Raw genomic sequence first — 13,121 nt, 5'->3', positions numbered from 1 at the left:
CCTCGCCTATTATGATGAAAAAATATGAACAAGATGTGACACAATTAACAGATTTCAATCATTTAGTGCGATTGAATCCATTTGATGGTGTAGTGCTTTTAAAAAAAGTAAATACTCAAGCATTTGAGGTTATGGATTTTAATGATAAGCTACCACTGTTAATTGAGTTGCATGATGTACAAGCCCTGTCAGCAGAGCAGTTTTTTACTGAGCCATGTTGGCAACAATTAGTAAGCATGTTACAACAAGAGATAATGACTGTAGAACAATACATGGTAATGAGGGCTGCACCGCAGGAGAAAATATTTGCGGTTTCTATACAACACTTAGAACAATCAATGATTGCGATTATTTTACGTGAAAAACAGCAAGAAGTTACACCGCTTTTACAATTTGTCGAGCAACATGTAACCCCTGTGTTAACGATTGATTTGCAAGGAAAAATTATTTATCAAAATCATACAGCTACAGCATTATTAGCAAAGGAACAGCAATGCCTAATAGGGCTAGATATTTTTTCATTGATTGAAGAAGATTACCTTAATGAATTCAGGCTAGTATTCGATAAAACAATTGAAGGCATGGCATTTGGTATGCAAAATTGTTTATTTAAGCATCAATTATTAAGCGCAGATCCCTTTTATTTAAAAGCACAGCCTACTTATTTTCAAAATGTGATTGTTGGTATCCATTTGTTCATCAAAGAGGCAAATGCCTTTGGTAATGATTCAGACATGTCCTATTCATTGGCATTAGTGGATGAAGTAACAGGTCTATGGAATCGTAAAGCTTTTAAAGAACATTGGCAGCTTTATACAACGCAAAAAACATCTCACAGTAAACAAACCTCACTTGTGTTAATCGACATTGACCGTTTTAAAAAATTCAATGAATCTCTTGGCGAAAGCAGGGGTGATGAACTGATGCGAATGTTTGGTCAAAGACTTCGTAAACTTTGCTGTGCTCACTGTTCTGCTTATCGTTATAATAGTGATGAATTTATTTTATTGGTCAAAAATGAAGATGTAGAGATGATTGATGACGTCGTAACGGCTATTTTTGATATGCTGAAAGAGCCATTTATGATTGATGGACAAGAATATTTTATTAGTGTATCGATTGGTATTGCGAATAGTCCAACAGATGGCTATGATTTAGAGACACTTGTACGAAAAGCAGACCAAGCTTTATTTACAGTAAAAGAGCATGGCCGTTCACATCATCGCTATTATCGTGAGGAAATGAGGCATGCTTTTCCAAATGAAGCATTAATGGAGGCACATTTGCGACGAGCAATTGAATTTAATGAATTAAGCATTCACTTACAGCCACAGATGGATTTAACAAATAATCGAATTGATAGCTTTGAGGCTTTATTACGTTGGAATAATCGTAAGTTTGGTTTTGTGACACCAGCACAATTTATCCCAATTGCGGAGGCATCAGGCTTAATTGTGGAAATTGGTGATTGGATTATTGATGAAGTCTGTCGTTATCAGCAAGAATGGCGTATGAAAGGCTATCGTCCTGTACGAATTGCCGTCAACATATCTCCAACCCAATTTAGAAAAGAGGATTTTGCCAATAAAATAAAAGCATCCTTAGAAAAATACAATGTTTTACCAGGCTTATTAGAGGTAGAAATCACTGAAAGCTCCATGACAAATGTGCATGAAACAATCTCCATCCTATCCGAATTAAAGCAATTAGGTGTGTATGTTTCTGTAGATGATTTTGGTACAGGCTACTCCTCGCTAAGTTATTTGAAGCGCTATCCAATCGATATTATTAAAATCGACCAATCGTTTATTGCGGATATTGAAAAAGATGATAAAAATGAGGCTATTATTAAAGCTATTATTTCAATGTCCCATAATCTAGGGCTGGAAGTAGTGGCAGAAGGAATAGAAGATTTATCACAAGCCGACTTTTTGAAACGTTATCAATGTCAAAAAGGTCAGGGTTATTTATACAATAAACCATTACCTGTCGACACAATTGTTGAACAATATTTTTTAAACTAACTCAAATGTAAAATGTCCAAATGTTGATTGAACAGCGTTTGGGCATTTTATATTATTGAAAACAAAAATTTCAATAGTATTTTTGTGAAAGGATTTCCGTGCCATCTCCTTAATAAAGAAATAAAGGCTAAGAGTGTCACGTCCTGTGGCAACGCCTTTGTGACTACTTCAAGGTCTCATATGACTTGCTATCCCATAGGAATTAAGTAGCCTTCTATTTATGGTTGTCATAGGGGCTATTTTTACACATTTTAAATAGAAAAATCATTCAATATTCTTTGTCGAAGTAGTGGAAAGATACGTTATTTAGCTCACTTCTATCCATTAGGAGAAGAAAGTAAAGAAACCCACTTTAGCAGTATGGTTGATTGGAGTGGAGCCAGGTCACTCCTAGGGGATGAACGTCACAGATGAGACCCTGGAGCGAACGCAGTGAGTGAAGCGGCTCATCGGACGCCCCCTGGAAACTCTGTTCTGTGCGAAAGCGTGAGTGAAACGTAGCGACAGCAACATATCTTTTTCTGTGCGAAAGCGTGAGTGCAACGTAGCGACAGCAACATATCTTTTTCTGTGCGAAAGCGTGAGTGAAACGTAGCGACAGCAACATATCTTTTTCTGCGCGAAAGTGAAACGTCAGCAGCAAAGGACGCTGACGAAACGGAAATCAACCCCTTGCTTGGCTAATTAATGCTTTTCCGTTATTAGTATCATCTTTGCTATAAAAATCGCTTATTTTGAATGAATATTATGACAGCTCCCCAATAATATAGTATGATAAAAGTGAATGTTCATTCATTTTGATGAGGGGGAAATGAGATGTTGAAGGGGAAAACGATTATTGTTACAGGTGGTTCTAGTGGGATGGGACTGTATATGGCGAAGCAATTTGTTGCAGAGGGAGCCAATGTAGTTATTACAGGACGTAATGAGGAACGATTAACAGAGGCAAAAACATTTATTTCGGCTGTTGGTCAGACGATTGAAACATTCCAAATGGATGTGCGTGTACCAGAGCAAGCAGAAGCCATGGTAGCTTTTGCTGTAGAAAAATTTGGGCAAGTAGATGGTCTTGTGAATAATGCAGCAGGTAACTTCCTTGTACGTGCAGAAGAGCTATCGCCAAATGGGTGGAAGGCTGTTATTGATATTGTATTGAATGGAACTTTCTACTGTTCAAGTGCAGTAGGAAAATATTGGATTGAAAATAAGGTGAAGGGCTCTATTGTCAATATGGTAGCGACCTATGCTTGGAACGCAGGCGCAGGTGTTATTCATTCAGCAGCGGCGAAAGCAGGTGTGCTATCATTAACGAGAACATTAGCTGTTGAGTGGGGAAAACAATATGGAATTCGTGTGAATGCTATTGCCCCTGGACCAATTGAACGTACAGGCGGTGCGGATAAACTATGGGAATCTGAGGCAGCAGCGACACGTACACTCAATTCTGTGCCATTAGGCCGTTTAGGGACACCAGAGGAAATAGCAGATTTAGCGACATTTATGATGTCAGATAAGGCAGGCTATATGAATGGTGAGTGTGTCACACTAGATGGTGGACAATGGTTAAATCAATATCCATTTTAATTAGTATTGTATAATAACGAGCTTGGATGACACATACTACAAGGTAAAGGAAGGAGTTTTACCGATGGGCATGTGGTTCATACCAGCTATTATTACGATGCTTTTAATTTTAGTGATTTCATTTATCTCTACTTTGAGAATTGCCAAAATGACATCTAAGCGTGAATCAGAAAAAGATACACCAATCGCTGATGCCATTGAAGAATCTCCAACAATGCTAAATCCAATTATATGGGCATATGCGTTATTTTTATTGTTTTTAGGGATTGTTATTTTTTATTATTGGAGCAAGACGGGCTATTAGAAGATGATTAGCATCAAACTTGTTGTGACAGGTTTGGTGCTTTCTTTATGTTGTTGCAAAACTCCCCTGTGCCTTGCCGTGCCCTAAAAGGAAAAAATATGATATGATAAAAGGGAAGCATCCTGTTCTGCAGAAAAGGACAGAAAGGGAGAATATGTTTATGATTTCAACGAATACAAAAGATTTATTAGCAATGCCTATTCAAGAGTTTATCATTTCCTCTGAGAAAGTGGCGCATGTGCAAATGGGGAATAGTGCAGAACATGCACTTCTTGTATTAACACGTACAGGATATTCATCGATACCTGTGTTAGATTTGAAATATCGTTTACAAGGCTTACTTAGTATGAAAATGATTACAGAATCCATCCTTGGACTTGAACATATCGAATATGAAAAGTTAGCGGAAATTAAAGTAGATACAATTATGGACCAAGACATAGCAGTGTTAAATTTAACAGATACCTTTCAAAAAGCCTTAGATTTAGTGATTAACCATGCCTTTTTATGTATTGTGGATGAAGAAGGTACATTTGCAGGAATTTTAACAAGACGTGTGATTTTGAAACAATTAAAAAAATATATTTATCAAAAAGAATAATGCTTGCAGAAGGACTCAAAGTTATTTCATTTGAGCCCTTCTTTGTATATAGAGGAGTGTTAGAGCAGATGGCAACAGAAGCTGAAATTTTAAAGGTATTATCAGAGGAGCGCAATATGAGAAAAGCGGCTGAGCGTTTATTTTTATCACAGCCAGCTTTATCACAGCGTTTACAAACGATTGAGAAGGATTGGGGTACACAGCTTTTTATTCGTTCTCAAAAAGGATTGACGGCAACGCCAGCAGGTGAAATGGTCATTGCCTATGCCATTGAAACATTACTTAAAAAAGAAGAAGTAGTGGAAACCATCCAATCTTTAACAACGAAAGTGAATGGGACATTAAAAGTTGCCTGTGCATCTATTGTTGGACAAAACTGGCTACCGAATGTATTAAAAGACTTTGTCACGCAGTACCCTGAAGCGAAAATATCCCTTATGACAGGATGGAGCTCAGAGATTATTAAAGCCTTGTATGAGGGAGAGGCACATGTTGGTATCGTAAGGGGACAGGTGGATTGGAAAGGAGAAAAAATTCACCTTTTTCGAGATACATTGTATTTAGTGGATAAGCAGCTAAAAACAATTGAAGATGTGTTAACAACAGAACGCCCCTTTATTCAATATAAAAGTGATTCCAATTATTATCAGGAAATTCAACAATGGTGGCAGCAGCATTTTACATCCAATCCAGGTAAACAAATTGTAGTAGACCAAATAGAAATTTGTCGCCAAATGGTATTGAATGGTATCGGCTACGCTATTTTACCATCAATTACGTTGAATGAGCATGATGGTATTAATAAAATTCCACTAGCCAATAATGAAAAGGAATTCGGCATTACACGTGATACATGGCTAATTGGTTATGAATCCTCGTTAGCATTACGTCAAGTAGATGCCTTTGTGAAAGTAGTACAAGAGCATGCGAGTTGTTTGTTTGATTATACAAAATAAAACGTACAAATACTCCCAGATAACGGGGGTATTTTTTATGCAATGGCAATGAGGCATAATTGATAAAGACAATATTATTTGAGGGAAGAGAGGATGATTATATACTGAATGGAACAAAAAGCAAATTAAAGCGTACTATTAGGTAGTTAGTAAAATGATAGAAAAAAGGGGTTGAAATTTTGAAAAAGACAAAGATAAGTGTACTGATACTCATATTAACATTTGTCATTGGCTTGTTATTGCCAATGGGGGAGGCAAGTGCAGCAGCGACACTAGAAGTTCAAGCGAAAATAGGACTAATGGGTAAAGTAAAAGAAGGTGTCGCTACTCCACTTCGTGTCACAATCAAAAATAATGGTGCCGATTTTACTGGGGATATTGTCATTAATTTGAGTCGCTCCTATTTAATCGAAACAGCACCTGTTTATCCGATTTCCATAGCAGCAGGAGAAGAAAAAACATTTGATTTTTATTTAGATAGTTTAGAAAATTCTGGTTATTTGGAAGGGAATGCATTTGCTTTTTATGAAGGGGGTATCGAAAAAGGTAAAAAAATAGCCTACAAAGGATCCAAAAATTTACAAGCTAACTATGTGGATCCAAATACGACCTTTATTTATACATTAACAGACAAAAGTGATCGCTTAGCCGCATATTCTCACATATCTGCAATGTCTAATGGTGGAGGGGTGACAGTCTTTCATCTCAATCAAATAAAGGACTACATGTTACCTGAGGATGCCAAAGGTTTTGCACAGGCCAATATGGTGATAGTTGATGAGGTGTCTATTGCTGATTTATCAGAAAAGCAGCAGCAAGCACTATTAGCATGGGTACAAGATGGGGGGACATTAGTTGTTGGTGGTGGTGAACAAGTTAATGCAACAGCAGGTATTTTTAAGGAGTATTTACCATTAACATTATCACAGCAAACAACATCTGTATCCGCAGAGCATTTAACGACATTATCTGGTGACCAATTTACAGCAGCTATGACAGTATATGTAGCTACACAAAATGCAGGCAGCGTGCCCATTCTAACAGACGACCAAACGATTTTAACGGCTATGAAAACAGTAGGTAATGGTAAAATCATGCAAACAACCTTCTCATTAGGTGATGAGCCACTAGCATCAATGACTGGTTACTCAGCGTTAGCATCAAAAATCGTAGGTATGTCAAACGTGTCAGCACAAGCAGTGAATAGCCCACCTATGATCAATCAAATAGCAAATAATATGCGTTCAATCAATGAATTATTTCCATCATTTGAAGTGTCAGTCGGTTATATCATAGCTGTCATTATTCTTTATATTGTATTGATTGGACCAATTCTTTATATCGTATTGAAAAAGCTAGACAAACGAGAACATGCTTGGTGGATTATCCCTGCTTTATCGATTGTAATGTCCATTGCTTTATTCGTCATAGGCGCTAAGGATCGTATTCTTCAGCCACAGGTTCAGCAAGCCGCTATTTATAAAATTAATGAAGATAGTAGCTTGAGAGGCTATTATGTCGAATCGATTTTAACGAATCGTAGCGGTGATTTTATCGTTCATGCAGATAAAAAAACAACGGCAATGGCTTTACATCGCAATAATGGTCTTACAAATGGTATGAATAATGCACATGAATTTGCTTATAGCAAAGAAAATGCAGAGGGCTCTACATTAATAATGCGTGATTTAAGCTATTGGTCTGTGACATCCTTTACAGGAAAAACAACTGTAGAAAATAGTGGGAAAATGGATATCGATTTACTATTAAAAGATGAAAAATTGACAGGGACTATTAAAAATAATTTCCCATTTGCATTACATGATGTAACTATCCAAACAGGAACAAAAAAGGTGAGACTTGGTACGATTGAGGCAAATGCTACTTTACAGGTAGATAAGGAGCTCAAAACAGCTATTTTGCAAAGCCCACCTTATTTCAATAATTATATATATCAATATCCAAGTAAAAAAGAGGATATTCATAAGTACTTGCTTGAACAAATGGAGCCATTAGCGCTACAGATGATACAGGAAGATAAGAAACCTATCATTAGTGCATGGGCAGAACAAGCATTGGCTGGTGTTGAACTGGAAACAAGTGCGACGATAGCACCTATCTCTTATTTTGTACAACCATTTGATAGCAAAGTAGAGCTAACAGGTCCATTTACAATGAAACGTAATAATTTTACGTATACAGTAGAACCACGCTCTACTAATACATTTGCTAGCCCAATGGATGAACAACTGAATCAATGGAATTTATCAGATGGTATATTTGATGTCACAATGACAATGCCAGAAAATTTTCTAGGTGTTATACAAGAACTACATGAATTAACGATTACGAATAAAGATATATATCGTATGAAGCTTGCTATTTGGAATAATGTCACAAAGCAATTTGAGCCACTTGAGCATAAAGAGGAAACATTAACTGAGCATGTAACAGATTATTTGAATGATCGTGGTGAAGTATTACTTGAATTAACATTTGGGCAAGGACAAACAGGTGATATAGCTAAATTGCCAGATATTGAGCTGAAAGGAGTGACAAAATAATGATTGAAATTCGGGATTTAACGAAAAAATATGGCTCCTTTACAGCACTGGATCATCTTAATTTAACGTTGACAGAAGGCACTGTATTTGGCTTTGTTGGTGCGAATGGTGCAGGAAAATCGACAACATTTTCTATTTTAGCTACCTTGTTATCACCAACAACAGGTGATGCCTTCATTAATGGCAAAAGTATTATTAAAGAGCCAACAGAAGTTCGTAAGCAAATTGGCTATATGCCTGATTTTTTTGGTGTGTATGACCAGCTAAAGGTAGATGAATATTTAGATTTTTATGGTGCAAGTTATGGTATTCCATCAGCAGAACGGAAATTGTTGATTCCACAGTTGTTGGAGCTTGTGAATTTGACGACAAAACGCTATGAATATGTGGATTTATTGTCAAGAGGGATGAAGCAACGATTATGCTTGGCACGTGCTTTAATCCATGATCCAAACGTGTTGATTTTAGATGAACCTGCATCTGGCTTAGACCCACGTGCACGTGTGGAAATGCGTGATATTTTACGTCATTTAAAAACAATGGGGAAAACGATTTTAATTTCCTCGCATATTTTGCCAGAGCTTGCCGAGATGTGTGATGAAATTGGTGTTATTGATAATGGTAAATTGATTGCACATGGTAATGTGGCAGCAATTCAGGCACAGCTACAGGGTGAAAAACGAATTGCCATAAAGGTAACAGAAAAGCTTGTCGAAGTGCGTGCCTTTTTAGAGGAGGACCCACTGATTTCAGCTATTGATGTGGTGGAGAATCGTTTAGAAATTGTCTTTAACTATCGTGGGACAGATGCGGAGCAAGTCGCTTTGTTGAAAAAAGCAGTAATGGCAGATTTGCCGATTTATGCAGTATCAGAGGAAGAAAAGGATTTAGAGGATGTATTTATGGCGATTACGAAAGGAGCAGATAGTCCATGATGGAACGAGTGTATAATCCTGTATTCGTAAAAGAATTGAAATTACGTTTCCGTTCATTTAAAAGCTTTTCAGGCTTGATGTTTTATTTAGCCGTTCTATGTGTGTTTATTGTCGGTTTTTTACTTGTAACAACTGAATTTACAGGAAGAGGATTTTTTAAACCTGATATTAGCTTTATTATGTTTGCGGTACTTTCCATTGTTCAAATGGCCTTAGTGTTATTTATTACACCAAGCTTAACAGCTGGAGCAATTAGTAGTGAACGTGAACGACAAACATTACCGATTTTATTAACAACTACCCAAAGCTCTACGCAAATTATTATCGGTAAACTGTTATCATCTGTCGCTTTCTTAGTGCTGATGTTGATTGCAGGACTACCATTGTATAGCTTAGTGTTTTTATTTGGTGGTGTAGCACCATCACAAGTTGTTTCGATTTTTCTCTTTTACTTAGTAACGGTTTTAGCTATTGGTAGTATCGGCGTGATGTTTTCGACGATTACGAAACGTACGATTGTTGCGATGATTGCCACATATGGTTCGATTATCTTTTTAGGTGGTATTACAGCCTTTTTCTTCTTTTTAACCATCGCATTTCATGGGATGACAGCAGCTGTTGGTAACTCTTGGATGTCTTATTTTTGGGCTGCTATTAATCCAGGCGCATTAATGCTGACGTTAATCTCACCAGAAATGGGTGAGGGGTTAACAGAGGTATCAGGTGTAAGCTTACCTGTATGGGTAACATATTTAATTGTCTATAGTCTTATCATTGTATTTAGCTTGACCATTGCCATCCGAAAATTGCGTGCCAATATGAAAAATAACCGATGAGGAGGAATAGCTATGGAGCATCGTAAGCAATTACGAAAGTATATACAGCGTGCCAAAAGAAGTTTGATAATGGAAAAAAGTATTCCGATTTTACAGTATGGCTTGTTTTTCGCATTGCTTGCGAGTGCATCCATCCTACTCGTTTCAAGGCTATTTATTTGGCCTTATTATCGCCAAATAGCGATTGCTATGTTCGCAGTTGGTCTAGTGCTAACAGTTATTATGATGTGGTGGAAGCGTGTACGAGATAAAGAGGCCTGTCATGTACTCGATAGCTTTTTCCCACATAATGAGCTTGTTACGGCATTATCCTTTGCACAGGAGCATCCACTTGTTCAGTCACTGTTACTGAAAGCGGTACAACGTATGGACATGGCATTTACGAGCTTTAAAGCACGAAAGAAACATGTATTTCGACCAAAAGCATGTATTGGTTTATTTATCACAATGATGGTGTTAGGTATTTTGTATATATTTCCTGCGACAGCACAAATGGAAGCAATTGACGTGGAAAAAGAAAAGGCTGTTATTACAGATATCAAAAAAGACGTAACAAAGCTAGAACAAAAAGCCGAAACAAAAGAAGTGAAAGAGCAGTTACAAGAATTACAACAAAAATTACAAGAGGCACAAACAGCAGAAGCGGCATTACGAGAAGTAGTGAAAAAGCAGAAAGAGCTTGCTTTAAAAGAGCAACAACTGAAGGATAAGCAAGCAGTGAATAAAAAGGATGCGACAGCAGGTGAGCCTTTATCAAAGGAAGAAGGTGAGCAATTACAGCAGCTTGCCCAATTGCAACAGCAACTAGCCCAAAATGCTAATACTACTCAAACAGCAATGAATAAGCTTGGTAAACCAGCAAGTAGTGCACTACAAAAGGCTATTGCCAATGCGAATCAAGCACAGACTTCCTCATCTGGACAGTCCAATCAGAGTGCTACATCAAGTAACAGTCAACAGCAAAGCAATGGTCAGCAAGGAGCTCAACAAGGGACAAAGCAGCAGGGCACTACACAAGGACAAAATGACAATGGTCAACAACAAGGTACTGGAGCAGGGCAAGGGGCACAGTCTAACGGCCAAGGTATGGGAAGTGGTAGTGGACAGGGCAGTGGAACAGGTAAAGGTCAGGGAACACAACCTGGTGGACAAGGTGCAGGCATAGGACAGGGGAGTCGAAATTTAGTCACGACACCGAATCGAATTGGTGGTTCAAGTGAAACATCTGTGGATGGTGGCAAATTAGGAGAAGGCTCTCCTGCTTCAGCACAGCAAGGGAATGGACCGATTACAAAAGGCTCTATTCGTCCATATGAAGAGGTTATTGGTGCTTATAAAGATAGCTATTTAGAAAGCTCAGAGCGATTGCAGCTACCGAAAGATTTACAGCATGTGGTGCAATCCTATTTCACATCAATTGAATCGCAATAGGGGGAATCATAATGGCATTTACAGAGCAGCAATATGCTGACATGAGTAGTACATTACAACAAGTAAAAGCAGAAATTCATCGCTTTATTGTAGGGCAGGAAGAGACGATTGATTATACACTCTATGCCATTTTAGCGGATGGACATGCGCTGCTTGAAGGCTTGCCTGGATTAGGAAAGACGATGCTGATTCGTACCATCTCTGAAGTATTGGATTTGTCTTACTCACGTATTCAATTTACGCCTGACTTAATGCCAGCTGATATTACAGGCACGAGTATGATTGAACGGACAGCAGATGGAAAGCAGCAATTTACCTTTCAGCAAGGACCTATTTTTAGTCAGATGGTATTAGCTGATGAAATTAATCGTGCGACACCGAAAACACAAAGTGCTTTATTAGAGGCGATGGGAGAGAAAACCGTCACGATTTTAGGTGATACGAAAAAAATGGCATGTCCATTTTTCGTCTTAGCCACACAAAACCCGATTGAAATGGAAGGAACCTATCCTTTACCAGAGGCACAAATGGACCGTTTTTTATGCAAAATTTTAGTGCCCTATCCAACGAAAACGGAGTTAATGGAAATTATGAAACGAACGACAGGTGCACAAGAAATTGGCTTGCAAAAAATAATGGATACATCAACATTGCTTGAAGCACAGCAAATGGTTAAGGAAGTATTGATAGCAGATGAAATGCTAGAATTTGCGACAGATTTAGTGGTAGCTACACATCCAGAAGAAAGTCAGCCAATTGAGGAGGTAAAGCAATATGCTATGTATGGCAGTGGGCCTCGTGGTTTACAAAGTCTAATCAAGCTAGCCAAAGCGAGAGCCTTAATGAATGGTCGTTTCCATGTATCTGTTGCAGATATGAAGGCAGTGGCGAAGCCTGTGTTGCGTCATCGCATGTTGTTGAACTATGAAGGGGAGGCTTCAGGTAAAACAACAGATGATTTGATTGATTGTATTTTAGAAAAGGTAAAGCAAGGTGTTCGTAAGTAATGACAAAGCCATTATTACCTGAGGATTGGCTTGCGAAAATTAGTCGCTTTCAAGTGGCTACAACCTCCAAATTACGTGGACAGCACAAAGGTTCACATCGCTCGCAACGCTTTGGTGCATCACTCGATTTCTCTGATTTTCGTGAATACCATTTAGGGGATGATGTGCGACAGGTGGACTGGAATGTTTTTGCACGGACAGATAAATATTTTATTAAACGTTTCCTAGATGAACAGGAAATGCGTGTGCATATTTTATTGGATGCGACCAAATCGATGAGCAATCCAGCTAAATGGACCTTTGCACGACAATTAGTAGCATCACTAGGCTTGATGGTACTTGGACGTGACGATCGATTATCTTTTTCTGTTGTGCAAAATGATAGGAAGCCACCCTTTCGGCGTAAAGGGGCTATCTATAGACGTGCTTTTTTACACATGGTTTCGATGATTGAAGAGGCAACATATACAGATAGCTTTACCAAAGGTGCTTTAGCGGCACTACCAAAGGATAGTACGGTGCTGTTTATTGTGACAGATGGTTTAGAAGCGATTGCGGAATGGGAGCAATTATTAAAGCGCCTACCACGCTTTGCAGGTGATATGCGTATAGTTCAAGTTGTTACACAGGAGGAATTAGCGCCACCGTATATGGGAGATGTGCGACTTTTAGATAGTGAAACAGCGCAAAATGTCAATGTTACCATGTCTACAAAAGTGGTGGAGGGTTATTTGGCAAGACGTTTAGCACATGAAAAGGAATTTACAGCAATTTGTCAGCGTTTTGGTGTACGAAAATTACAAGTGAAAGTTGAAGATGGTTTGCAGACCGCTATCTTTCAGCAATTCATCAAAGCACATTGGATTAGGTGAGGTGAAT

Annotated in this window: 11 protein-coding genes; all 11 read left to right on the top strand. The window is 38.2% G+C overall.

The features are described 5' to 3' along the window. Window positions 1–11: 11 nt before the first annotated feature. The 11 genes from OPF91_RS03945 (at window position 12) to OPF91_RS03895 (ending at window position 13,114) form a co-directional block, all read left to right on the top strand. Window positions 12–2,024, top strand: coding sequence for a sensor domain-containing protein (locus OPF91_RS03945; protein ID WP_264987383.1), 2,013 nt, complete (start codon window positions 12–14; stop codon window positions 2,022–2,024). Between the two features lie 816 nt (window positions 2,025–2,840). Beyond that, the gene (gene fadH, locus OPF91_RS03940; protein WP_264987382.1) at window positions 2,841–3,608 is read left to right on the top strand and encodes a 2,4-dienoyl-CoA reductase; all 768 of its coding nucleotides are present in this window, start codon (window positions 2,841–2,843) and stop codon (window positions 3,606–3,608) included. Between the two features lie 64 nt (window positions 3,609–3,672). Next, complete coding sequence (locus OPF91_RS03935; RefSeq protein ID WP_264987381.1) at window positions 3,673–3,912, top strand: short-chain dehydrogenase; 240 nt, start codon at window positions 3,673–3,675, stop codon at window positions 3,910–3,912. Window positions 3,913–4,072: 160 nt separating this feature from the next. Continuing rightward, a complete protein-coding gene (cbpB, locus tag OPF91_RS03930; RefSeq protein ID WP_264987380.1) occupies window positions 4,073–4,513 on the top strand; it encodes a cyclic-di-AMP-binding protein CbpB in 441 nt (146 codons plus the stop codon). Window positions 4,514–4,581: 68 nt separating this feature from the next. Further along, window positions 4,582–5,469, top strand: a complete 888-nt coding sequence (gene ccpC, locus OPF91_RS03925) for a transcriptional regulator CcpC (protein WP_264987379.1) — start codon at window positions 4,582–4,584, stop codon at window positions 5,467–5,469. 179 nt (window positions 5,470–5,648) lie between these two features. Continuing rightward, on the top strand, window positions 5,649–8,033 hold the full coding sequence (locus OPF91_RS03920; RefSeq protein WP_264987378.1) for a DUF8725 domain-containing protein: 2,385 nt from the start codon (window positions 5,649–5,651) through the stop codon (window positions 8,031–8,033). After that, window positions 8,033–8,968: an ABC transporter ATP-binding protein gene (locus tag OPF91_RS03915; protein ID WP_264987377.1), complete on the top strand. Its 936-nt coding sequence runs from the start codon at window positions 8,033–8,035 to the stop codon at window positions 8,966–8,968. Before OPF91_RS03920 ends, OPF91_RS03915 begins: the two co-directional genes overlap by 1 nt. Next, window positions 8,965–9,804, top strand: coding sequence for an ABC transporter permease (locus tag OPF91_RS03910; protein ID WP_264987376.1), 840 nt, complete (start codon window positions 8,965–8,967; stop codon window positions 9,802–9,804). Before OPF91_RS03915 ends, OPF91_RS03910 begins: the two co-directional genes overlap by 4 nt. 12 nt (window positions 9,805–9,816) lie before the next feature. Beyond that, a complete protein-coding gene (locus tag OPF91_RS03905) occupies window positions 9,817–11,235 on the top strand; it encodes a DUF8809 domain-containing protein (protein WP_264987375.1) in 1,419 nt (472 codons plus the stop codon). 11 nt (window positions 11,236–11,246) lie between these two features. Then, on the top strand, window positions 11,247–12,242 hold the full coding sequence (locus OPF91_RS03900) for an AAA family ATPase (RefSeq protein ID WP_264987374.1): 996 nt from the start codon (window positions 11,247–11,249) through the stop codon (window positions 12,240–12,242). Beyond that, window positions 12,242–13,114 carry a DUF58 domain-containing protein gene (locus tag OPF91_RS03895; protein ID WP_264987373.1) on the top strand — a complete coding sequence of 291 codons (873 nt, stop codon included), beginning with the start codon at window positions 12,242–12,244 and terminating at the stop codon, window positions 13,112–13,114. The genes OPF91_RS03900 and OPF91_RS03895 overlap by 1 nt, the downstream gene beginning before the upstream one ends. Window positions 13,115–13,121: the final 7 nt, after the last annotated feature.

It is taken from the genome of Lysinibacillus piscis, from assembly GCF_026012395.1.
Classification (GTDB): Bacteria; Bacillota; Bacilli; order Bacillales_A; family Planococcaceae; genus Lysinibacillus; species Lysinibacillus piscis.
Note: the sequence above shows the minus strand (reverse complement) of the source record. Positions and strands in the feature narration are given on the sequence as shown.

Coding starts and splice junctions, on each gene's coding strand:
- OPF91_RS03945 (WP_264987383.1), top strand. CDS start 12: ATGATGAAAAAATATGAACAAGATGTGACACAATTAACAGATTTCAAT.
- fadH (WP_264987382.1), top strand. CDS start 2,841: ATGTTGAAGGGGAAAACGATTATTGTTACAGGTGGTTCTAGTGGGATG.
- OPF91_RS03935 (WP_264987381.1), top strand. CDS start 3,673: ATGGGCATGTGGTTCATACCAGCTATTATTACGATGCTTTTAATTTTA.
- cbpB (WP_264987380.1), top strand. CDS start 4,073: ATGATTTCAACGAATACAAAAGATTTATTAGCAATGCCTATTCAAGAG.
- ccpC (WP_264987379.1), top strand. CDS start 4,582: ATGGCAACAGAAGCTGAAATTTTAAAGGTATTATCAGAGGAGCGCAAT.
- OPF91_RS03915 (WP_264987377.1), top strand. CDS start 8,033: ATGATTGAAATTCGGGATTTAACGAAAAAATATGGCTCCTTTACAGCA.
- OPF91_RS03910 (WP_264987376.1), top strand. CDS start 8,965: ATGATGGAACGAGTGTATAATCCTGTATTCGTAAAAGAATTGAAATTA.
- OPF91_RS03905 (WP_264987375.1), top strand. CDS start 9,817: ATGGAGCATCGTAAGCAATTACGAAAGTATATACAGCGTGCCAAAAGA.
- OPF91_RS03900 (WP_264987374.1), top strand. CDS start 11,247: ATGGCATTTACAGAGCAGCAATATGCTGACATGAGTAGTACATTACAA.
- OPF91_RS03895 (WP_264987373.1), top strand. CDS start 12,242: ATGACAAAGCCATTATTACCTGAGGATTGGCTTGCGAAAATTAGTCGC.